Here is a 21,143-nt window from a genome sequence, read left to right as displayed (position 1 = left end):
GAAGAAACACGCATGAAGAAGTTGCGATCACGGGTCACCACTGATGGTCTCGACCGAGCCCCGCATCGTGCCTTCATGCGCGCAATGGGGCTCGATGACGCCGCGATCGCCAAGCCGATGGTCGGCGTCGTCAGCATGAAGGGCGAGCAGACGCCCTGCAACATGACCCACGACTTTCAGGTCGCTGCGGCCAAGACCGGAATCGAGGAGGCCGGCGGGACACCGCGGGAGTTCTCGACCGTGTCGGTTTCCGACGGCATCAGCATGAATCACGAGGGGATGAAGTTCTCCCTGTTTTCGCGTGACCTGATCGCTGACTCGATCGAAGCCGTCGTTCATGGTCTCGCTTACGATGCCCTGATCGGATATGGCGGATGCGACAAGACGCTTCCCGGCGTGATGATGGGCATGGTTCGTTGCAACGTGCCCTCGATTTTCATTTACGGCGGCAGCTCGCTGCCAGGGCGCGTGGATGGGCGGACGCTGACGGTGCTCGATTCCTATGAGGCTGTCGGCAGCTTCATGACCGGCGAGATCGACGGTGCCACGCTCGAGCGGATCGAGCGCGCCTGCCTTCCGACCATCGGCGCGTGCGCCGGCCAGTTCACCGCAAACACGATGGGGATGGTCTCGGAGGCGATGGGCCTCACCATGCCGAACGTCTCGATGGTCCCCGGCGTCTATGCCGAGCGCGCGCAGATCTCACGACGCGCCGGCCGGCTGATCATGGAGATGCTGGAACGCGGCGGGCCGCTGCCGCGCGACATCGTGACGCGGAAATCCCTGGAGAATGGCGCGGCGATTGTGGCCGCTACGGGCGGTTCGACCAACGCTGCGCTGCATCTGCCGGCGATCGCGAACGAAGCCGGCATCGCGTTCACCATCGACGATGTCGGTGCGGTTTTTGCAAGGACACCGCTGATAGGCAATCTACGGCCCGGAGGCAAATACACCGCGAAGGATGTCTACGACATCGGGGGCGCCGCGGTGATCATCCGGGAGTTGATCCAGAGCGGTCACGTCGACGGCAGCTGCATCACCATCACGGGCCGCACACTTGCCGAAGAACATGGCGCGGCCAACGCACCCGATGGTGAGATCGTCTACGCGTCCCGCGCGCCGATCATGCCCGATGGCGGTGTGGCGGTGCTGAAGGGCAATCTCTGCCCGGACGGCGCTGTGATCAAGGTCGCGGGTTTGAAGAGCCAGTTCTTCGAGGGCGTGGCACGGGTGTTTGAAGACGAGGAAGCCTGCGTCAAAGCCGTTCGCGATCGCAGCTACAAGGCGGGCGATGTGCTCGTGATCCGCAATGAAGGTCCGGTTGGCGGCCCCGGCATGCGCGAGATGCTCGGCGTCACCGCGCTGATCTATGGGCAGGGAATGGGCGAGAAAGTGGCCTTGATCACGGATGGGCGGTTCTCCGGCGCGACCCGCGGCATGTGCATCGGCTATGTCTCTCCTGAGGCGTTCGTCGGCGGTCCGCTGGCGCTGGTCCGCGACGGCGATAGGATTCGGATCGATGCTGCAAACCGGCGAATGGATCTGCTGGTCGACGCGCAGGAACTCACGGCACGTCGGCATGATTGGAAGCCGCGGCCAGCGCGGCATCGCGCCGGTGCGCTCGCAAAATATGCGCGACTGGTGGGACAGGCGCCGGGCGGTGCCGTGACGCATGAAGGCCCGGCAGAATGGCCGTGGTTCGAATGACGCGTCGCACCCGCGCGAGGACGGCAGCCAGTCTGGCAAGTTTCTTGCTAAGCTCGTGGCGCCTGATGACGGACATTCAGCGGAGTTGTCGCGCGATGTCACGCAAGTGAGGCGAGAGACGCGATGAAGGTAGTGCCTTCGAGATCGAGCGAATGGGTGAGACCGGTGACGCCACATGAGCCGGCTTCTGTGATCATCGAGATCGACCGCGTCTCGCAGGTCTTTCAGACCTCGGCACGCAGGGATCATGTGGCGCTATCGGACATCTCGCTGACGATCGAGGAGGGGGCTTTCGTCTCTATCCTCGGTCCATCGGGCTGCGGCAAGTCGACCCTGCTCTACATCGTCGGCGGCTTTGTCCGCCCGACCAGCGGCGCGGCGAAGATGAAGGGACGAGCGATCACTGGACCGGGTCCGGATCGCGGACCGGTGTTCCAGGAATTTGCGCTGTTTCCCTGGAAGACCGTGCTCGGCAATGTGATGTACGGACCGCGCCAGCAAGGCGTTCGCGCCACTGAAGCCGAAGCGCAGAGCCGGGCCTTGATCGAGATGGTCGGCCTCAAGGGCTACGAGAACTTCTATCCCAAGGAGCTCTCGGGCGGCATGAAGCAGCGCGTCGCGCTGGCGCGAACACTCGCTTACCAGCCCGAAGTGTTGTTGATGGACGAGCCGTTCGGCGCGCTCGACGCCCACACCCGGACACGCTTGCAGAACGACCTGTTGAACATCTGGGAACGTGATCGCAAGACGGTGCTCTTCGTCACCCACTCGGTCGACGAAGCCGTCTTCCTCTCCGACAAGGTCGTGATGATGTCGAAATCTCCCGGCCGCATTCGGCAGGTCATCGACATCGATCTGCCGCGGCCGCGCCGCCGTAACGAGCTGTTGCTTGATCCGCGCTACCAAAAATACGTCGTCGACATCGAGCGCATGTTCGATGAGAGCGACGATGCCGGCGCGCCGGCATGATGTCGCCGGCTGCCATGGTCAAGCGCGCTGCCCCGGTGCTCGCCTGCATCGGATTGCTGGTGGTGTGGCAGGTCGCATCTCTCGCGCTGAAGAATGACAGCTTTCCCACGGCGATCGAGGCGATGCGGGCGATCCCGGGCATCCTTGGCGACAAGGAATCCCTCGTCAACATTCTGGCCTCGCTCCGCCGCATGGCGATCGGGTTCGGCCTGGCCGTGCTTGTCTCGATTCCGCTTGGCCTCTTGATGGGACGCAGCGCGGCGGTTGCGGCCTTCTTCAATCCGCTTCTGATGGCGATCTATCCGGTGCCCAAGGCAGCCTTGATGCCGATCATCATGCTGTGGCTGGGTGTCGGCGATGTCACGAAGACGCTGGTGATCTTCCTCGGCGTCAGCCTGCCCGTCATCTATCACAGTTTCGAAGGCGCCAAGGCGGTCGAGGAGAAGATGCTGTGGTCGGGCGCAGCGATGGGGCTCTCGCCGGCGCAGCGCCTGGTGCGCATCGTGCTGCCGGCGGCACTGCCGGAAATCCTCACGGGGTGTCGTACGGGATTGGTGCTGGCGCTGATCACGATGATCACCAGCGAGATGATTGCCCGTCAGTCCGGCGCCGGGAATATTCTCTTCAACGCGCTCGACATGGGCCAATATGACACGGTCTTTGCGATGATCATCATCGTGGGAGCGATGGGAATCTGCCTCGATGCGATCTTCGAGCGGGTCCGTGCAAGACTGGTGCGCTGGTCCGAGCCTCAGTTCGACATGCCGCTGAGCTTCTCATGATGTCGCGCTTTCTCTCCCCAAACATCCTTCTTGGCATCGCCCCGATCGTGCTGGTGATCGCGTTGTGGCAGGGTCTGGTATCATTCGGTTTCGCGCCCGCAGTCCTGCTGCCGCCCCCAGGCTTCGTCTTCGGGCGGCTGCTGCAGCAGCTCGTGACCTCGACGTTTCAGCATGAGATCGCGGCAACCCTGTTCCGGCTGTTTGCGGGATTCGCGATCGCGGTCGTGCTGGGCGTCAGTCTCGGCATCGCCGCCGCGGCCAATCCGGCGATCAACGCCGTGGTTCGGCCGATCGTACGCGTCCTGGCGCCCTTGCCCAAGGTTGCGCTCTACCCAGCATTGCTGTTGCTGCTCGGCTTCGGGCACGGGTCGAAGATCACCTTGGTGGCAGCCGATGCGCTCTTTCCCATCCTGTTGTCTACCTATTACGGCGCGTCGACCGTGGAGCAGAAGCTGATCTGGTCGGCAATGGCGGCAGGGACGCCGCGCCGTGAAATCCTTTTCAAGGTGGTGCTGCCCGCGGCCATGCCGTCGATCCTGACGGGATGCCGGATCGGCCTTGTCATTTCCTGCATCGTGGTGTTTCTGGCCGAGATGATCACGTCGACGGACGGACTGGGTCATGCGCTCGTGACGGCGGCCCGGACTTTCCAGGCCGTGGACATGTTCGTCCCGCTCATCACGATATCGCTGCTGGGTTTGATCCTGAACGGCCTCTTGGGAGCCGTGCGATCGTACCTGCTCCGGGGCTTTCCCGAAGCATAACAAACAAGAATTCAGAAGACCGGGAGAGAACCATGCTGGCTGATCGCATCGAAGCAAAATGGATTGATGCATTTTGCGAGATCTTTGAGCGGTGCGCCGTCAAGGCCGGCGATACTGCGGCGATCCTGTCGGAGACCCAGTCGCGTGCGTTGAATGTGCATCTTGCCGAGCTCGCTCTGTTGCGCATGGGCGCGCGGCCGTTTCACGTGGTGATGCCGACACCGCGCAACCGCAACATCGTCCCTGTTCGCTCGACCGGGGCGAGCGAGGCGATCCAGAAGCTTGGTCCCGTCATCACGGCTCTTCAGCAGGCCGGCTTCGTGGTAGATTGCACCATCGAGGGCCTGATGCACGCTGTTGAGACGCCGGAGATCCTCAAGGCCGGCGCGCGGATCCTGGTGATCTCCAACGAACATCCCGAGGCGCTGGAGCGGATGGTGCCGGATCCCGCGCTGGAAAAGCGCGTTCGTGCCGCCGCAAAAATGCTGCGTGGAACGAAGCGGATGCGGGTCACCTCGAAGGCCGGAACCGCGCTCGATGTCGACATGGTCGGGGCCTCCACGGTCGGCGTGTGGGGCTGGACCGACAAGCCTGGTACGCTGGCGCACTGGCCGGGGGGAATCGTCGTCAGCTTTCCCAAGAGCGGGACCATCAACGGCACGCTGGTGATGGCGCCCGGCGACATCAACCTGACCTTCAAGCGCTACTTGACCTCGCCGGTGAAGATGACGCTGAAGGACGATTATGTCGTCGAGCTGGAAGGCGAGGGTACCGACGCCGCGATGATGCGCAGTTATCTCGCCGCCTGGGGTGATCGCGAAGCCTATGCCGTCTCGCATGTCGGCTTCGGCATGAATCCCGGCGCGCGCTACGAGGCGCTGTCGATGTACGACCAGCGCGACACCAACGGCACGGAGCTTCGCGCGGTGTCCGGCAATTTCCTCTTCTCCACCGGTGCGAACGAGTTCGCGGGCCGCTATACCGCGGGGCATTTCGACCTGCCGATGATGGGAACCACCATCGAGCTCGACGGCGTTGCCGTCGTGCGCGAAGGCGTGCTCCAGGACGTCTTCGGTTAATTGCGCACGGGCGGCCGCGCCAAACCAAAATGGCGGAGCAGGTCGACCATGGCCTTGAGCCGCTCGACGCGATAGGCCTCGACATCGAGCCCGGAATAGTCGAGGAAGCCGGAGCCCGTCCGCAGGCCGATCCGTCCCTCGCTCATGTTGCGCGAGATCACCTCCGGCGCCCGGTAACGATCGCTGCCGAGCGCGCCCTCGAGATAGCGGCTCGCGTAATACAGGATGTCGCCGCCACCCCAATCGATGAATTCGAGCAGACCGAGCACGGCGTAGCGAAAGCCGAAGCCGTAACGGATCGCCTTGTCGATCTCCTCGGCACTGGCGACGCCTTCCTCGACCATGCGAGCGGCCTCGTTCATTGCCAGCGCCTGGATGCGCGGGACGATGAATCCGGGGGTCGCCGCGCAGACCACGGGCACCTTGCCGATGCCTTCGAGCAGCGCCTTGACCTCGTCGATGATGGCAGGGTCGGTGGCCTTGCCGGGCGAGACCTCGACCAGCGGGATCAGATAGGCCGGGTTGAGCCAGTGCACGTTGAGGAAGCGGCGCGGATTGACGATCGCGCCGGAGAGATCGTCGACGAGGATCGTCGACGTCGTCGATGCGATGATGGTGTCTGGCCCCACCTGCCGTGACGCTGCTCCCAGCACCTCGCGCTTGAGCTCGACCACCTCCGGAACGCCCTCGAACACCATGCCGGCCTCCGAGAGCGCGGCGGCGCTTTGGCCAGCCGCGACCACCGCGACGCGCGCGATGAGCGGAGCAACGTCCGCTTCGGTCAATAATCCGAGCTTCGACAGACTGGCGAAGGTCTTCTGAACCTCGCCAATCGCGTCCGCCTCCAGCCTAGCGAAGTCTTCAGCCGAACGCGCCTTGATGTCGACCATCGTGACGCTGTGCCCCGCATAGGCGAAGGCGACGGCGATGCCGCGCCCCATCCGGCCGGCCCCGAGACAGACGATATTAACGCGATTGGTCATCAATCAGAACCCATTGCGAAGCAGCGTCTGCAATTCGGCCTTGCCGAGTTTGCCGAGCCCGAGCGTCTCGAGCGTTCGGCCGCCTCTTGCGAAATCCTCGCCGCAAATCGCGCCGCCGATCGACAGGAACGCTTTGGCCAGCGGCGTATCCACGCCGGCAAGGCCGGCGACTGAAACCAGTAGTGACAGCCCGAGCCGCAGGTCCTCGCGCATGTAGCGATGCTCGGTCAGCACGATCCGTTCGCGCCAGTCGCCGGAATCGGTCAGCCGGTCGTGCGAGCCGCGGCCATACATCCAGATCTCGCCTTCCCTCGCATAATGATGAGCGAGCGGGAAATGCGGTGCGCCGTAGCCGAGCGCCTCCCGCACCGCGATCCGTTCGGCGTCGAGCGCGTCGGTGACGCGGCGGATCGCGGCTTGCGTGCCTTCCTTGTGAATGTCCCAGCGCTCGAAATGTTCGATCGGCCCGGCATTCATCACGATCAACGGCGGATGGATGATGGGCCCTGCATTCATCAGCGCGCCCGACAGCGCATCTCCGCAGGGTTCGATCACGTCAGGGAAAGCGCGTCCGATCACTTCAAGTGCATGCGGCGCCTGATCGAGCGGCAACACCCCGACAGGAAGTCGCTTGGCACGGATGGTGATCGCGACCTCGAACGGCCCGTGCTTACGCGTCAGCCACGGCAGCGTGCCGGTCTCGGCAAAGCTCGCCTTGGCAGCATTGCCGGCATCCCGGGCCGCCTGGGCGAAGATCATCGAGCCGAACGTCGCCGGCGGCAGGAATACGACCTGGCCATCCCGCAGATGCGGAGCGAGCAGCCGAGCAATGTCCATCTGCGCGAAGGCCGGCGCAGGGCAAAGGATCAATTCGACGCCGCGAACTGCGTCGGCGATGTCGGTCGTAACCAGTGCGAGCTTCACGTCGTGGCGGCCGTTGTGATCCTTGACCAGGCTGCGCGAGCCTGCGGCGCGATGGGCCGCGACCTGATCGGTATCCCGGCGCCACAGCCGGACCTCATGCCCCGACAGCGCAAAATCGCCGGCGGCCGCGAAAGAGCCGTTTCCCCCGCCCAGAACTGCAATCTTCAAGACGCCTCTCCTTGCACGCGCGACTGCGCATCAAGCTGCTTCAGCAGGAAATGCTGGACCTTGCCCAGCGCCGTGCGCGGCATGTCGGTGACGAAGACGATATCGCGTGGAACTTTGTAGCGCGCGAGCTGCGCCTGGACGTGCGTTCTGAGCTCATCCGCTTCAAGCCGCGCGCCGGATCGCGGGATCACATAGGCGATGGGGACTTCGTCCCAGCGCGGGTCCGGCCGGCCGATCACGGCGCACTCGCTGACATCAGGATGTTCGAGCAGGACGCGCTCGACCTCGGCCGGATAGATGTTCTCTCCACCGGAAATGATCAGGTTCTTCTTGCGGTCACGCACCCAAAAATAGCCGTCGGCATCGCACAGGCCGATATCGCCGGTACGATACCATCCGTCGTGCAGCGCATCGCCCGTGGCGTCCGCATTGCCCCAATATTCGAAGAACACATTGGCGCCGCGCACTGCGATCTCTCCCGGCGTGCCCGCCGGCATCTCGTTGCCGGCCTGATCGATGACCTTCGCCTCGCAGCACAGGCCGGCAAGTCCGGTTGACCCAACCCGTGAGAGATCGCCACCGAGGCGCGTATAGATGGCGATGGGGCAGGTCTCCGTGGAGCCGTAGACCTGAAGCACGGGAACGCCGCGCGCGGTGAACCGGTCGATCAGGTGCGGCGGTACGATGGTCGAGCCTGTCGCGACGGCTTTGAGTGAGGAGAGATCGGCCGTTGCCCAGGTGGGATGCTCGCTCACGGCCTGGATGATTGCAGGCACCATCACCGTCAGCGTCGGTCGCTCTCGCTCGATCGCTGCAAGGGCTGTATCCGGCGCAAATCGCGCGTGGATCGTGACGGTCGCACCAAGCTGGAGCGCGGGCGTGGTCTGGATGTTGAGGCCCCCAACGTGGAAGAACGGTAGCACCGTCAGCACATGATCGTCCGACGTCATGTTGTGCATGTGCTGGCTCATGACGCCGTTCCAGAACAGCGCCTCTTGCCGCAGCACCGCGCCCTTCGGCCGCCCCGTCGTTCCCGACGTGTAGACGATGAGAAGCGGGCAGGAGAGGTCAGTGTGCGGATTGCGGCCGCTGCCGTGGCTGCGAGCCAACAGGTTTTCGAACGTCGTGCCGCGCGGCGGGGCGAAGTCGAGGCCGACGACCGATGTCCCAGGCGCGGTCCTTTCAAGTTCGGCGAGCACGCCTTCAAAAGCCTGTTCGAGCACCAGGACCTTGGCGCCGGCATCGCTCAGAATGAACAGCTGCTCGGCCACGGCCAGCCGCCAGTTCAGCGGCACCAGCATCGCCCCGAGCCGCGCGCAGGCATACAGCAGAACCAGGTAGTCGGGCCGGTTCAGGCTCAGGATCGCGACGCGGTCGCCGCGGCCGACGCCCAATTCTTGATTCAGGACGGTGGCGGTCCGTTCGATGCGCGCGGCGAACGCCGCGTAGCTCAGCCGTTCCCCATCGAAGGCAATGGCGGTCTTGTCTGGCGAAAACGCCGCGTTGCGATCAATCAGGCTGCAGAGGTCCACAATCAGTCGTCCGTCTCGCCGGCCTCGTAAAGCGCCTCGCGCCCGATCCGGTCGAGGCAGAGCTCGGCAGTCCAGGGCAGCATCAGCGAGCCGCAGCGGCTATCACGGTAGATCCGCTCCAATGGCAGTGACCGCAGCATGGCCTGGCCGCCGCAAGTGCGGATGGCGAGCGCGGCGAGCTCATTGGCACTCTCCATCACCGAATATTGCGCGGCATAGGCCCGCAAAACCTGTTCCTTGCTCGGATTGGCGCGGGCTTCGGTCACAGCCTGAAACCAGATCGCCTTGATTTGCTCCAGCTTGATCTGCATCTGCGCCACCGCGATCTGCTTGGTCGGATACATCCTGCGCTTGACCGGCGGCATGCCCGGCACCTCGCCGCGTAGGTAACGTACGGTGAAGTCATAAGCCGCTTGTGCCAGGCCCATATAGGTCGGCGACAGCGTCAGGAACATGTGCGGCCAGCGCATCGCGGCCTGGAAATAGACGCCGCGCGGCATCAGCGCGGAATCCTCGGGCACGAACACGTCCTTGAACAGCAACGTCCGCGAAACTGTTCCGCGCATGCCGAGCGGATCCCAGTCGCCGACGACCGACACACCTTGCGACTTCGCGGGGATGGCCAGATAAAGCGTGTTGCGCCGCGAGGCCTTCTCGCCTTCCTCGATCTCGGTGCAGAGCACGCCGTAATAATCGGCGTGGCCCGAGAGCGAGGCAAAGATCTTCTTGCCATTGACGATCCAGCCACCATCGACCGGCCTTGCCTCCGTGCCAAATGCGACGCCGCCCGCGGCCGCCGCACCGCCCTCGGAGAAGGGCTGCGAATAGATCGCGCCATCCTCGACGATGCGCTTGTAGTGAACCGCGCGCCGCCGCTCGTGCTCGGCGCGGGTGTCCAGGTCCATGTCGAGATCGTCGGCGAGGGGACCCGACCACAGGGTCGAGCAGACGTGCATGTTCCAGGTCAGCGCGGTCGCGCCGCAATAGCGGCCGATCTCGGCCGCTGCCAGGGCATAGGTCTGGTAGTTCGCGCCGAGGCCGCCGTGCTTCTTGGGCACGGCAATGCCGAGCAGCCCGACGCGATGCAGATCGCGATAATTCTCGGTCGGGAAGATCGCCTCGCGATCGTATGTGGCGGCGCGGCCCGCGAACACGCTCTGGCCGATCTCGCGGGCGCGCGCGATGATGCCGGCCTGCTCGTCGCTCAGGCGGAATGCGACGGGATCGAAGATCGGCGCATCCAGCGCAACCTTCTCGGTTGTGGTCATGGTCTTGCTGACTTGCATGGTCATCGCGCAGTCACCTTACGCTTGGGTCGCGAGAGAGTTCAGGAACCGGCCGAGGGCCTCGTCGAAAGCAACAGGGCGTTCGAGGTTGGCGAGATGGCCGACGCCGGCGAGCTCGACATATTCAGCCCCGGGAATGTAGGTGGCCGTCTTCGCCATCATGGCCGCAGGCGCGTTGCTGTCCTTGGAGCCCGACAACAGCAGCGTTGGGATTGAGATATCCTTGAGCGTGCTGCGTTGATCAAAACCCATCAAGGCCAGCATCATGGCGCGATAGCTGGCCTCAGGCACGCTGCCCATGCAGTCACGCGCAAGCTCCATCCCCTTGGGATCCGGATCGTCGCCAACCAGCTCCTTCACCAGGGACGGTGCCAGCGATCTCATCGTCTCGCCGCGATCGAGCGGCCCGAGCCGCGCCGCGATGAAGGATTTCTGCCAGTCACCGTCGGCCTTGCCGAAGGCCGGGCTGGTCTGTGCCAGGACGACTGCGCGGGCAGACTGCGGCGCCTGCACCAGCCATTTCTGGACGATCATGCCGCCGATCGAATGACCGACCAGCACAGGCCTGCCTGCATCGATCTGTTCGATGAATTGCTGGAGCGCATTCGCCAGGGCACCGATGCTGACACTGGCGAGCGGCGCCGAACCGCCATAACCCGGCATATCCCACGCGATGGCGCGGAAGCGGGTACCGAATGCGGCAAGCTGATGCCGCCAGGCGCGCGCCGCGCCGCCAATTCCGTGTAGGAAAATCAAAGGTGTTGCGCCTGGATCGCCTGCGGCTTCGTAGGCGAAGCGTCCGTCTTTTGTTATCATTGGCGAAGGCTGCGACACGCGACATCCTTTTGCTTGGCCCCTTGATGCTAACAGGCTTGCGGACGATGGGAAGCGATAATTTTAGACTTAAAGCAATTTTCGGGCCGGGCCCGCGCGAGCGTTCGCGAGGCCGATCAGCGCTTTCGTTGCAAAAATTTGAAGGTTAAAATATATCGAGGAAACGATCTGCACACCTCAGGGAGCCCGCGCATGTCCGGATTGCCGCATTCGCCGCACGCGCTGGTGACCGGTGGCGGTCGCGGCATCGGCCGTGCGATCGCCGCTTCTCTCGTCGGTGCCGGCGCGACCGTTACCGTGCTCGGCCGGAATGCGGCGAGTCTCGCCGAGGCCGTGGACGCAGGCGCGGCGCATTTTGCTGCGGTTGCCGATGTCTCCGACGAGGCGTCGTTGAAGGCCGCCATCCTTGAAGCGAGTGCGCGCCAGCCGATCGATATCCTGATTGCCAACGCGGGCAGCGCTGAATCGGCGCCGTTCGCGAAATCGGACAGCGCGCTGTTCAGCCGGATGATGGATGTCAATTTCATGGGCGTCGTGTATGCCGTCCAGGCTGTGCTGCCGGGCATGAAGGATCGTCCCTATGGCCGCATTGTCGCAGTCGCCTCGACGGCTGGGCTCAAGGGCTATGCCTATGTCAGCGCCTACGTTGCTGCGAAGCACGCCGTTGTCGGTCTCGTGCGTTCCCTTGCCCTCGAAATGGCCGGAAGCCGTGTAACCGTGAATGCGGTGTGCCCCGGTTTCACCGATACCGATCTGGTCGCCGGCAGCATTGACAACATCATGAAGAAGACCGGCCGAACCCGGGATCAGGCGATCGCGGAGCTCGCGAAACTTAATCCGCAAGGAAGACTGATCACGCCGCACGAAGTGGCCGACGCGGTGCTGTGGCTGTGCGGCGAGGGCGCCAGCGCGATCACCGGGCAGGCGATCGCGGTTGCCGGCGGTGAAATCTAACATGGCAATGCAGGCCCGGATCAAGACATCCAAGGAGATCGCATGAGCAGACCAGCCAATCCCGTCACCGTGCCGCTCGCTGATTATTCGCCGCAGCACTTCCTCTTGGCCGTGGTCGAGGGCGTCGCTACAGTCACGCTCAATCGCCCCGAGCGGAAAAATCCGCTCACCTTCGAAAGCTACCGGGAACTGACCGATTTCTTCCGCGCCTGCGCCTTCGACGATGCGGTCAAGACCATCGTCGTCACCGGTGCCGGCGGCAATTTCTCGTCCGGCGGCGACGTTTTCGAGATCATCGGTCCGCTCGTGAAGATGGACACCAAGGGGCTGACGGCCTTCACGCGCATGACCGGCGACCTCGTCAAGGCGATGCGGGCCTGCCCGCAGCCGATCGTGGCCGCCGTCGAGGGCATCTGTGCCGGTGCGGGCGCGATCATCGCCATGGCCTCTGATATCCGCCTTGCAGCGAGCGGAGCCAAGGTGGCGTTCCTGTTCAACAAGGTCGGCCTCGCCGGCTGCGACATGGGCGCCTGCGCGATCCTGCCGCGGATCATCGGCCAATCGCGCGCCTCCGAACTGCTCTACACCGGCCGGTTCATGACCGCCGAGGAGGGCGAGCGCTGGGGCTTCTTCAGCCGCCTCGTCACGCCGGAGCAGCTGTTGCTCCAGGCGCAGGTTCTGGCGAAGCAGATCGCGGACGGGCCGACCTTCGCCAACACCATGACCAAGCGGATGCTGGCGATGGAATGGGCGATGTCGGTGGAGGAAGCGATCGAGGCGGAGGCTGTTGCTCAGGCGCTGTGCATGACCACGGCGGATTTCGAGCGCGCCTTCGAGGCGTTCGCCAACAAGGTCAAGCCGGTCTTCAGGGGCGACTAGCGTCGTCCTATTTAGGGGGAAGCCGCGACGGGGGACTTGCGCGAAATTATTTTAGGCTTAAAATAGTTTTCGTGGCCGGGTGAATTGGCGAGGCTCCCATGAAAGTCGCGATCATCGGTGGTGGACCTGCGGGTCTCTACGCTGCGATCCTGCTCAAGAAGCAGCGTCCGGGCGCCGAAGTCACCGTGTATGAGCGCAACCGGGCCGATGATACTTTCGGCTTCGGCGTGGTGTTCTCGGACGCCACGTTGGACAATTTCGAGAAGCACGATCTTCCGAGCTACCGCCGCATCACCCAGGAATTCGCCTATTGGGACGACATTGCCGTGCATTTCCGTGGCACGGTGCACAGGGTCGGCGGCAACGGCTTTTGCGGCTGCTCGCGCCAGAAGCTGCTGCTGATCCTTCAGGAGCGGGCACGCGAGCTGGGCGTCGCCCTGCATTTCGAAGTGGATATCGACGACGAATCCCGCTTCGCCGACGCCGATCTCATCCTGCTCGCGGATGGCATCAACAGCCGCTTCCGCGAGAAACATGTCGATCATTTCCAGCCCGAGGTCGACGTCCGCTCCAACAAGTTCGCCTGGATGGGCTCGACCAAACCGCTCGATGCCTTCACTTTCATCTTCCAGGAAACCGAGTGGGGCCCGTTCATCGCCCATGCCTATCAGTATGAGGCCGGACATTCGACCTGGATCTTCGAGACGGATCCGGAGACGTTCGAGCGGGCGGGCCTGACCGGGCTGGACGAAGCCCAGTCCGCCGCGCGTATGGCGGAGATATTCGGCTGGTTCCTCGGCGAGCACCGGCTGCTGACCAACCGCTCGATGTGGCGCAACTTCCCGATGATCCGCAGCAAGCGCTGGGTCAAGGACAACATGGTCCTGCTCGGCGACGCCAAGGCGAGCGCGCATTTCTCGATCGGCTCGGGCACCAAGCTCGCGATGGAGGATGCCATCGCGCTGGCCGAAGCGATGGAGAAGGCGCCGAACATCAAAGCCGCGCTGGAGGTCTATGAGCACGGTCGCCGCGAGGAGGTCGAGAAGACGCAGCATGCCGCCGACGTCTCGCTGGTCTGGTTCGAGCACGTCGATCGCTTCTGGGACTTCGATCCCGTGCAGTTCGCCTTCGGCGTGATGACGCGCTCCAAGGCGATCACCTATGACAATCTCAAGCTCCGCGCGCCGGATTTCGTGGCGGAGGTCGAGAAGACATTCGCCAAGCAAGTGCGCAGCAGCGGCTTCGATGTCGACACCGACCGGCCGATGGTGCCGCTGTTCCAGCCGTTCCGCTTGCGCGAGATGGACCTCGCCAATCGCGCGGTGGTGTCGCCGATGTGCATGTATTCGGCCAAGGAAGGCGTGCCGACCGATTTTCACCTCGTGCATTACGGCTCGCGTGCGATCGGCGGCGCCGGGCTGATCTTCACCGAGATGACCTGCGTCAGCCGCGATGCCCGGATCACGCCCGGTTGCGCCGGGCTCTGGAACGACGAGCAGGAAACTTCCTGGCGCCGGATCGTGGATTTCGTCCACGGCAATTCAGCCGCGAAAATCTGCCTGCAACTGGGTCACGCCGGCCGCAAGGGCGCGACCAAATTGATGTGGGACGGCATGGACCGTCCCCTGGAGCAGGGCGGCTGGGAGGTCTTTTCGGCATCGCCGCTGCCCTATTTCCCCGACAGCCAGGTGCCGCGGGAGCTCGATCGCGCCGGCATGCATGCGGTGAGGGACGCTTTCGTCGCCGCAGCCGAGCGCGGCGAGCGCTGCGGCTTCGACATGCTCGAGCTGCACTGCGCCCATGGCTACCTGCTCGCGAGCTTCATCTCGCCGCTGACCAATACCCGTACCGACGAGTATGGCGGCTCGCTGGAAAATCGTCTGCGGTTTCCACTCGAGATCTTCGAGGCGCTGCGCGCGGTGTGGCCCTCGCACAAGCCGATGTCGGTGCGCATCTCCGCAACCGATTGGGCTGACGGCGGCATCACCGGCGATGATGCCGTCGCCATCGCACGCGCCTTTGCAGAGGCGGGCGTCGACCTCGTCGACGTCTCGACCGGCCAGACCGTGCGCGACGCGCAGCCGGTTTACGGGCGCATGTTCCAGACGCCGTTTTCGGACCAGGTCCGCAACGAGGCGCGCGTCGCAACCATGTGTGTCGGCAACATCACGACGGCGGACCAGGCCAACACCATTCTGGCCGCCGGGCGGGCGGATCTCGTCGCGCTCGGCCGCCCGCATCTGGTCGACCCCTTCTTCACCATGAAGGCGGCGGCCTGGTACGGGGCAAACGATGCCTTCTGTCCCCCGCAATATCTGCCCGGGAAAGATCAGATCTTCCGCAACAGCGTCCGCGACCGGCAGGATCTCGAGGAGCTGAGAATTAAGGCTAAGCCCAAGACCCGGGCCGAGCTCAAGGCGGAGGCGACAAAGCCGCTTGCGGCGGAGTGACCGCCCATGCGACGTTAGCCCATTGCCTGTGTTTCGAGTGGAGTTTGGGCGATGAAGGCGATTATCGTCGGTGGCGGCATCGGTGGTCTCACCACGGCATTGATGCTGCGCTCGCGCGGCCTCGATTGTGAGATCTTCGAGCAGGCCGACACCATTCGCGAGCTCGGCGTCGGCATCAACACGCTGCCGCATGCCATGCGCGAGCTGGCTGGCCTCGGCCTGTTGCAGAAGCTCGACGACGTCGCGATCCGCACCGATCAGCTCTATTATCTCAACCGCCACGGCCAGGAGGTCTGGCGCGAAGCCCGCGGCATCGACGCCGGCCACGACGTGCCGCAATTCTCGATCCATCGTGGCCGTCTCCAGGGCGTCATCCATCGGGCGGTCGAAGAGCGGCTGGGACGAGATGCGATTCACACCGGCTGCCGGCTCGGCGCATTCACGCAGGACGAAGGTGGCGTCACCGCCTATTTCTTCGATCGCGCCGGCGCCCACGTCCACACTGCGCGCGGCGATATCCTGATCGGCGCCGACGGCATTCATTCGCGTGTGCGCGAGACGCTGTTCCCGAACGAAGGGCCGCCGTGCTGGAACGGCCTGATTCTGTGGCGCGGTGCCCGCGACTGGCCGCTATTCCTGACCGGAAAATCCATGATCGTCGCCGGTGGTCTCAATGCCAAGGTGGTGATCTATCCGATCGCGGAAGGATCAAGCCCGGCGAGCCGTCTGACCAATTGGGCAGTCCTGGTGAAGGTCGGCGAGGGCAACGCTCCGCCGCCGCGGAAAGAAGACTGGTCGCGGCCGGGCCGCCGCGAGGAGCTGATGCCGCATGTCGCGCGCTTCTCGGTTCCCTATATCGACGTGAAGAGCCTGATCTCGGCGACACCCGAATTCTACGAGTATCCGACCTGCGACCGTGATCCCTTGCCCTATTGGTCCTCAGGGCGCGTCACGCTGCTCGGCGATGCCGCGCACCCCATGTATCCGGTCGGCTCCAACGGCGCCTCGCAGGCGATCCTCGATGCGCGCTGCCTCGCCGATGCGCTGGTGCGCTCCGAGCATCCACGCCAGGCGCTGCTCGAATACGAGAAGAAGCGCCTGCCGATGACGGCAGAGATCGTTCGTTCCAACCGGCGCGGCGGCCCCGAAGGCGTCATCGACGCCGTCGAGCAGCTCGCGCCTGATGGCTTCGACAATGTCGACAACGTGCTGAGCTACTCCCAGCGCGAAGCCATCGTGCGCGGCTACGCCACCAAGGCAGGCTTCGCCGCCGTGCCCGGACTTGCAGCGGTGCGCGCCTGACGCGCGCCGCTGGAGCGTGATGCGAGAGGCTTGATCGCTGCAACGACGGAGTTGCACTCCCTCTCCCGCTTGCGGGAGAGGGTCGGGGAGAGGGTGTTCCCGCAATGGGACAATCCCCAAGAGGAGACAGCCCTCACCCCGCGCGCGGGACGATGCTTCGCATCGCCGGACGCGCCGACCTCTCCCGCAAGCGGGAGAGGTGAACGAGCGGCGACAGTCGATTCAACCTAAAGCCAGTTGGGTTTAGCCGCCGGGCGGCGGCGGCAGGAAGTGAATGTTGAACTCGGCGGCCATCGCCACCACGTCCTCCGGCTTCTGCTCCTTCATGTTGTGAAGGCCCCAGAACAGGTCGAAGAGCTTTTTGGTCGGCGACACCCAGAACAGCACTTTGGCGGTCTGTTCCGACTTGTTGAAGATGCCGTGCGGCACGCCCATGCCGAGACGGATCAAGTCGCCGGCGGTTGCCTGCGATTCCGAATTGCCGAGCATGAAATCGAGCTTGCCCTCCAGCATATAGAGATACTCATCCTGGTCGGGGTGAATGTGCGGCGGCACGAAGGTGCCCGGCGGCAGTGTCGCATGCCAGGAGAAGCTGTGCTCCGTCTTGCTTTTCGGCACATAGGTCTGGCCGAGGATGTTCCAGGAAATGCCTTGGATGCCCTCATTGGCCCGGGTGATGCCGGTGATTTCGCTGCTCATTGAAGTCCTCCCTTGACGCGACGCTAGGGCTTAGTTCGCCGCCTTGCAGTCCTTGGCGTAGCGGTCGCCGTAATTTTCGAACACCTTCTGCACGATCTCGGTCTGGAACTTGCCATCAGGTCGCTTGGCAACCTTGGTCAGGTAGAAATCCTGGATCGGATAGCCGTTGGTGTTGAACTTGAAGGCGCCGCGCAGCGAGGTGAAGTCGGCTTTCTTGAGCGCGGCGCGAACAGCGTCCTTGTTCGACAGATCACCCTTCACCGCCTTGACCGCGCTGTCGATCAGCATCGCGGCGTCATAGGCCTGAAAGGCGTAGGTGCCGGGCACGATGTTGTAGGCGGTTTCATAAGCGGCGACGAACTTCTTGTTTTGGGGATTGTCGAGATTGGGCGCCCAGTTGGCGCCGCCGAACATGCCGACCGCCGCATCCTGCTGCGCCGGCAAGGTCGATTCATCGACAGTGAACGCCGAGAGCACCGGAATAGTGTCGGCAAGGCCGGCCTGCCGGTACTGCTTGACGAGATTGACGCCGAGGCCGCCCGGCATGAACGTGAACAATGCGTCGGGCTTTTGCGACGAGATCTTGGAAAGCTCCGGCTGGAAGTCCAGCGTGTTCAGCGGCATGTAGGACTCCTCGACGATCTCGCCTTTGTAGTCGAGCTTGAAGCCCGCCACCGAATCCTTGCCGGCCTGATAGTTCGGGACCATCAGGTACATGCGCTTGTAGCCGCGATCCTGCGCGACCTTGCCGAGGATCTCGTGCACCTGATCGTTCTGGTAGGAGGTCACATAGAAGAACGGGTTGCAGTCCTTGCCGGCAAAGGTCGACGGGCCGGCATTGGGGCTGATCAGGAAGGTCTTCGATTCCGTGATCGGCCTGTGGATCGCCTGGAGGATGTTAGAGAAGATCGGCCCGACCACGAAGTCGACCTTGTCGCGCTCGAGCAGGCCCTTGACCTTAGTCACCGCCGCATCCGGCTTCAACTCGTCGTCCGCGACGATGACCTCGACATCGCGGCCGCCCATCTTGCCGCCGAGATCCTTCACCGCGAGCGCAAAGCCGTCGCGCACCTGCTGGCCCAGCGCAGCGGCAGGTCCCGACAGGGTCACGACCACGCCGAGCTTGATCTTTTCCTGGGCGAGGGCAGGGCTCATCGCGGTGCCGAGCAGCATAGCGGCTGCAGCGAAGGTCATTTGCGTCTTCATGATCTGTCCCCTCGTGACGAACGGCTTGCGCTGCAAGCCACGTACTTCAATCCAAGCTTATGCCGATGATGGTCGCCGCGGCAAGCCGAGCTCCAGGCGTCGCATCCTGCGGGCAGCGGCGCATGCAAGCGCCGCGCCAATTATTTGAAGCCTAAAGAAATCGACATGCGGTCGATTGTTGCAGCTTTGGACTTGCGGCCGGCTCGGATTTATTTGAAGCTCAAAACGTTGGGGAATCCGTGCCGGCGCCAATGCCGGCCGTGAGTGACTGCATCAACATGCTCGATTCCGAGACCAAGGCCGTCGAAACGCCGGAGGACCACGCCGAAGAGCTTCGGCTGTGGCTGCGGCTCTTGACCTGCACGACCCTCATCGAAGGCGAAGTTCGCGGGCGGCTGCGGCAGCGGTTCGACGTCACATTGCCCCGGTTCGATCTGATGGCGCAGCTCGACAAGGCGCCTGACGGCATGACGCTGTCCGACGTGTCCAAGCGCATGATGGTGTCGAACGGCAATGTCACCGGCCTCGTCGAGCGCCTCGTGGAATCCGGCCATCTCGACCGGCGCACCTCGGACACCGACCGCCGCGTCCAGGTGATCCGCCTCACGAAACTCGGGCGTGCCGAGTTTCGCAGGATGGCTGCGGAACACGAAACCTGGATCGCCGATCTGTTCGCCGACCTGACGCCGAAGGATGTGCGCGAATTGATGCGGCTGCTGGCCAAGACCAAGGCGTCGGCGCAGAAATCGGCCGCGCGCCGCCGGCCGTAACTGCCCGGGCGGCACAGGCCGCCAAACCCTTTTGCCGCAGGAAAAAGCACACCATGCCCAAAATCCCCTATTGCGCCGAATTGCTTTAAGCCTAAAATGTTTTCCAGATCGTGCTGCCGGGTGCAATCCATGCTGAAAGGAGCGTGCGATGGCCAACGCCGCCAAGGTTCAAGTGTCGGGCTCGTGTGACGGCAATGCTGCATCGGCCCATGTCGATACGTTCGCGCGGCAACATCTGCCGTCGCGCGAGCTCTGGCCCGATTTCATCTTCACGCGACCGGAGCTGCGCTATCCCGCGCGATTGAACTGCGTCAGCTATTTCGTGGACCGCTGGGTCGAGCAGGGCCATGGTGATGCGCCTTGCGTCATCAGTCCTGCGGTCAGCTACACCTATCGCGAACTGCAGGCTCTGGTGAACCGCATCGCCAACGTGCTCGTCGACAAGCTGGGCCTGGTGACCGGCGGGCGCGTGCTGCTGCGTTCGGCCAACAATCCGATGATGGTCGCGACCTATCTCGCCGTCATCAAGGCTGGCGGCATCGTCGTCGCCACCATGCCGCTGCTGCGCGCCAAGGAGCTGTCATATCCGATCCAGAAGGCGGAGATCACGCTCGCACTGTGTGACGGAAAGCTCTCCGAGGAAATGGAGAAGGCGAAAGCCGCAGCGCCCGGCCTCAAGCATGTGGTGTATTGGGGCAATGGTGCCCCAGACTCGCTCGAAGCGTTGATCGCGGATGCGAGTCCGGAGTTCAGGGCTGTCGACACCGCGTCGGACGACGTCTGCCTGATCGCGTTCACCTCGGGCACGACAGGCGATCCCAAGGGTACCATGCATTTCCACCGGGACATGCTGGCGGTCTGCGACGGTTACGCGCGCAACATCCTGCGCGCCGAGCAGAATGATCGCTTCGTCGGCTCGGCACCGCTGGCCTTCACCTTCGGTTTCGGTGGCGTATTGTTTCCGATGCATATCGGCGCCTCCTTCGTAGTGCTGGAGAAGACGACGCCGGACGACATTCTGAATGCGATCGAGCAGTACAAGGCCACGGTCTGCTTCACGGCTCCGACCGCGTACCGGGCCATGCTCGGCAAGCTCGCCGGCCGCGACATCTCCTCGCTGCGCAAATGCGTTTCCGCGGGCGAGACGCTGCCCAAGCCGACATTCGACGCCTGGCTCAAGGCCACCGGCATCAAACTGATGGACGGCATCGGCTCGACCGAGCTGCTGCACATCTTCATCAGCGCCACCGAGGACGAGATCCGCCCCGGCGCCACCGGCAAGCCGGTGCCGGGCTATGAGGCCAAGATCGTCGACGATGAGGGCCACGACGTGCCACCGGGCACGATGGGCCGCCTGGCGGTGCGTGGGCCGACCGGCTGCCGCTATCTCGCCGACGAGCGGCAACGGAAATACGTTCAGAACGGCTGGAACATCACTGGCGACACCTACCTCATGGATGCCGACGGGTATTTCTGGTACCAGTCGCGTTCCGACGACATGATCGTGTCGGCCGGCTACAACATCGCGGGGACCGATGTCGAGGCGGCGCTGCTCACCCATCCCGCCGTCGTCGAGTGCGGTGTGGTCGGAGCGCCTGACGAGGCGCGCGGCATGATCGTCAAGGCGTATGTCATTGCCGCACCCGGTGTGACGACCGACGCCCAGCTCGTGGCCGAACTGCAGGAGCATGTCAAACGCGAGATCGCGCCGTACAAATATCCGCGCGCGATCGAGTTCGTGACGCAATTGCCGAAGACCGAGACCGGCAAGTTGAAACGATTTGCCCTGCGTCAGCTGGCGCAGGCCGCAGCGACGTCCTCGGGCGTCGCGGCGGAATGAGAGAAGGATGGAGAA

Annotated in this window: 18 protein-coding genes; 11 read left to right on the top strand and 7 right to left on the bottom strand. The window is 63.8% G+C overall.

The window, feature by feature from the left end; genetic code table 11:
- Positions 1–12 precede the first annotated feature (12 nt).
- The 5 genes from ilvD to LPJ38_RS32260 all read left to right on the top strand — a co-directional run bounded on the left by ilvD (position 13) and on the right by LPJ38_RS32260 (position 5,301).
- Positions 13–1,707, top strand: a complete 1,695-nt coding sequence (gene ilvD / locus LPJ38_RS32280; protein WP_145629123.1) for a dihydroxy-acid dehydratase — start codon at positions 13–15, stop codon at positions 1,705–1,707.
- Positions 1,708–1,830: 123 nt separating this feature from the next.
- Entirely contained in the window at positions 1,831–2,676 is an 846-nt protein-coding gene (locus LPJ38_RS32275; protein ID WP_145629121.1) for an ABC transporter ATP-binding protein, read from the top strand.
- The gene (locus LPJ38_RS32270) at positions 2,673–3,458 is read left to right on the top strand and encodes an ABC transporter permease (RefSeq protein ID WP_145629119.1); all 786 of its coding nucleotides are present in this window, start codon (positions 2,673–2,675) and stop codon (positions 3,456–3,458) included. The genes LPJ38_RS32275 and LPJ38_RS32270 overlap by 4 nt, the downstream gene beginning before the upstream one ends.
- On the top strand, positions 3,455–4,222 hold the full coding sequence (locus tag LPJ38_RS32265; protein WP_145629117.1) for an ABC transporter permease: 768 nt from the start codon (positions 3,455–3,457) through the stop codon (positions 4,220–4,222). The genes LPJ38_RS32270 and LPJ38_RS32265 overlap by 4 nt, the downstream gene beginning before the upstream one ends.
- A 32-nt stretch (positions 4,223–4,254) precedes the next feature.
- Positions 4,255–5,301, top strand: a complete 1,047-nt coding sequence (locus tag LPJ38_RS32260) for a 2,5-dihydroxypyridine 5,6-dioxygenase NicX family protein (protein ID WP_145629115.1) — start codon at positions 4,255–4,257, stop codon at positions 5,299–5,301.
- Here LPJ38_RS32260 and LPJ38_RS32255 read toward each other — a convergent pair.
- From LPJ38_RS32255 to LPJ38_RS32235, 5 genes are read right to left on the bottom strand one after another with little or no spacing between them, the layout of a single operon-like run.
- Positions 5,298–6,284, bottom strand: a complete 987-nt coding sequence (locus LPJ38_RS32255) for a 3-hydroxybutyryl-CoA dehydrogenase (RefSeq protein ID WP_145629113.1) — start codon at positions 6,282–6,284, stop codon at positions 5,298–5,300. The two genes, LPJ38_RS32260 and LPJ38_RS32255, sit on opposite strands and share 4 nt — an antisense overlap.
- Positions 6,285–6,287: 3 nt before the next feature.
- Complete coding sequence (locus LPJ38_RS32250; protein WP_145629111.1) at positions 6,288–7,376, bottom strand: NAD/NADP-dependent octopine/nopaline dehydrogenase family protein; 1,089 nt, start codon at positions 7,374–7,376, stop codon at positions 6,288–6,290.
- Positions 7,373–8,908, bottom strand: a complete 1,536-nt coding sequence (locus LPJ38_RS32245; protein ID WP_145629109.1) for a class I adenylate-forming enzyme family protein — start codon at positions 8,906–8,908, stop codon at positions 7,373–7,375. Before LPJ38_RS32245 ends, LPJ38_RS32250 begins: the two co-directional genes overlap by 4 nt.
- 2 nt (positions 8,909–8,910) lie before the next feature.
- Positions 8,911–10,200 carry an acyl-CoA dehydrogenase family protein gene (locus LPJ38_RS32240; protein WP_145629107.1) on the bottom strand — a complete coding sequence of 430 codons (1,290 nt, stop codon included), beginning with the start codon at positions 10,198–10,200 and terminating at the stop codon, positions 8,911–8,913.
- Between the two features lie 12 nt (positions 10,201–10,212).
- The gene (locus LPJ38_RS32235; protein ID WP_145629105.1) at positions 10,213–11,028 is read right to left on the bottom strand and encodes an alpha/beta fold hydrolase; all 816 of its coding nucleotides are present in this window, start codon (positions 11,026–11,028) and stop codon (positions 10,213–10,215) included.
- Between the two features lie 192 nt (positions 11,029–11,220).
- Between LPJ38_RS32235 and LPJ38_RS32230 the strand changes: the two genes are divergently transcribed.
- The 4 genes from LPJ38_RS32230 (at position 11,221) to LPJ38_RS32215 (ending at position 16,613) form a co-directional block, all read left to right on the top strand.
- On the top strand, positions 11,221–11,982 hold the full coding sequence (locus LPJ38_RS32230; protein WP_145629103.1) for an SDR family NAD(P)-dependent oxidoreductase: 762 nt from the start codon (positions 11,221–11,223) through the stop codon (positions 11,980–11,982).
- A gap of 42 nt (positions 11,983–12,024) precedes the next feature.
- Entirely contained in the window at positions 12,025–12,861 is an 837-nt protein-coding gene (locus tag LPJ38_RS32225; RefSeq protein ID WP_145629101.1) for an enoyl-CoA hydratase family protein, read from the top strand.
- Positions 12,862–12,959: 98 nt separating this feature from the next.
- Complete coding sequence (locus tag LPJ38_RS32220; RefSeq protein WP_145629098.1) at positions 12,960–15,311, top strand: bifunctional salicylyl-CoA 5-hydroxylase/oxidoreductase; 2,352 nt, start codon at positions 12,960–12,962, stop codon at positions 15,309–15,311.
- A 51-nt stretch (positions 15,312–15,362) separates the two neighbouring features.
- On the top strand, positions 15,363–16,613 hold the full coding sequence (locus LPJ38_RS32215) for a flavin-dependent oxidoreductase (RefSeq protein ID WP_145629096.1): 1,251 nt from the start codon (positions 15,363–15,365) through the stop codon (positions 16,611–16,613).
- A gap of 243 nt (positions 16,614–16,856) precedes the next feature.
- Here LPJ38_RS32215 and LPJ38_RS32210 read toward each other — a convergent pair whose 3' ends face one another.
- Both LPJ38_RS32210 and LPJ38_RS32205 read right to left on the bottom strand, forming a co-directional pair.
- The gene (locus LPJ38_RS32210) at positions 16,857–17,312 is read right to left on the bottom strand and encodes a cupin domain-containing protein (RefSeq protein WP_008555525.1); all 456 of its coding nucleotides are present in this window, start codon (positions 17,310–17,312) and stop codon (positions 16,857–16,859) included.
- 30 nt (positions 17,313–17,342) lie between these two features.
- A complete protein-coding gene (locus tag LPJ38_RS32205; protein ID WP_145629094.1) occupies positions 17,343–18,518 on the bottom strand; it encodes an ABC transporter substrate-binding protein in 1,176 nt (391 codons plus the stop codon).
- A 251-nt stretch (positions 18,519–18,769) separates the two neighbouring features.
- On the opposite strand from LPJ38_RS32205, the gene LPJ38_RS32200 reads away from it, so the two are divergent.
- Both LPJ38_RS32200 and LPJ38_RS32195 read left to right on the top strand, forming a co-directional pair.
- Positions 18,770–19,288 carry a MarR family winged helix-turn-helix transcriptional regulator gene (locus tag LPJ38_RS32200; RefSeq protein ID WP_167520261.1) on the top strand — a complete coding sequence of 173 codons (519 nt, stop codon included), beginning with the start codon at positions 18,770–18,772 and terminating at the stop codon, positions 19,286–19,288.
- A gap of 148 nt (positions 19,289–19,436) precedes the next feature.
- The gene (locus tag LPJ38_RS32195; protein WP_145629092.1) at positions 19,437–21,128 is read left to right on the top strand and encodes a benzoate-CoA ligase family protein; all 1,692 of its coding nucleotides are present in this window, start codon (positions 19,437–19,439) and stop codon (positions 21,126–21,128) included.
- Positions 21,129–21,143 lie beyond the last annotated feature (15 nt).

This window comes from Bradyrhizobium daqingense (genome assembly GCF_021044685.1).
GTDB classification, from domain to species: Bacteria; Pseudomonadota; Alphaproteobacteria; order Rhizobiales; family Xanthobacteraceae; genus Bradyrhizobium; species Bradyrhizobium daqingense.
This window is presented reverse-complemented; position numbering and strand designations above follow the sequence as displayed.

Excerpts from the sequence above, each read along its gene's own strand:
- LPJ38_RS32240 (WP_145629107.1), bottom strand. The coding sequence starts at position 10,200 with ATGACCATGCAAGTCAGCAAGACCATGACCACAACCGAGAAGGTTGCG.
- LPJ38_RS32215 (WP_145629096.1), top strand. The coding sequence starts at position 15,363 with ATGAAGGCGATTATCGTCGGTGGCGGCATCGGTGGTCTCACCACGGCA.
- LPJ38_RS32200 (WP_167520261.1), top strand. The coding sequence starts at position 18,770 with ATGCCGGCCGTGAGTGACTGCATCAACATGCTCGATTCCGAGACCAAG.
- ilvD (WP_145629123.1), top strand. The coding sequence starts at position 13 with ATGAAGAAGTTGCGATCACGGGTCACCACTGATGGTCTCGACCGAGCC.
- LPJ38_RS32275 (WP_145629121.1), top strand. The coding sequence starts at position 1,831 with ATGAAGGTAGTGCCTTCGAGATCGAGCGAATGGGTGAGACCGGTGACG.
- LPJ38_RS32255 (WP_145629113.1), bottom strand. The coding sequence starts at position 6,284 with ATGACCAATCGCGTTAATATCGTCTGTCTCGGGGCCGGCCGGATGGGG.
- LPJ38_RS32230 (WP_145629103.1), top strand. The coding sequence starts at position 11,221 with ATGTCCGGATTGCCGCATTCGCCGCACGCGCTGGTGACCGGTGGCGGT.
- LPJ38_RS32225 (WP_145629101.1), top strand. The coding sequence starts at position 12,025 with ATGAGCAGACCAGCCAATCCCGTCACCGTGCCGCTCGCTGATTATTCG.
- LPJ38_RS32195 (WP_145629092.1), top strand. The coding sequence starts at position 19,437 with ATGGCCAACGCCGCCAAGGTTCAAGTGTCGGGCTCGTGTGACGGCAAT.
- LPJ38_RS32260 (WP_145629115.1), top strand. The coding sequence starts at position 4,255 with ATGCTGGCTGATCGCATCGAAGCAAAATGGATTGATGCATTTTGCGAG.
- LPJ38_RS32270 (WP_145629119.1), top strand. The coding sequence starts at position 2,673 with ATGATGTCGCCGGCTGCCATGGTCAAGCGCGCTGCCCCGGTGCTCGCC.
- LPJ38_RS32210 (WP_008555525.1), bottom strand. The coding sequence starts at position 17,312 with ATGAGCAGCGAAATCACCGGCATCACCCGGGCCAATGAGGGCATCCAA.
- LPJ38_RS32220 (WP_145629098.1), top strand. The coding sequence starts at position 12,960 with ATGAAAGTCGCGATCATCGGTGGTGGACCTGCGGGTCTCTACGCTGCG.
- LPJ38_RS32265 (WP_145629117.1), top strand. The coding sequence starts at position 3,455 with ATGATGTCGCGCTTTCTCTCCCCAAACATCCTTCTTGGCATCGCCCCG.
- LPJ38_RS32205 (WP_145629094.1), bottom strand. The coding sequence starts at position 18,518 with ATGAAGACGCAAATGACCTTCGCTGCAGCCGCTATGCTGCTCGGCACC.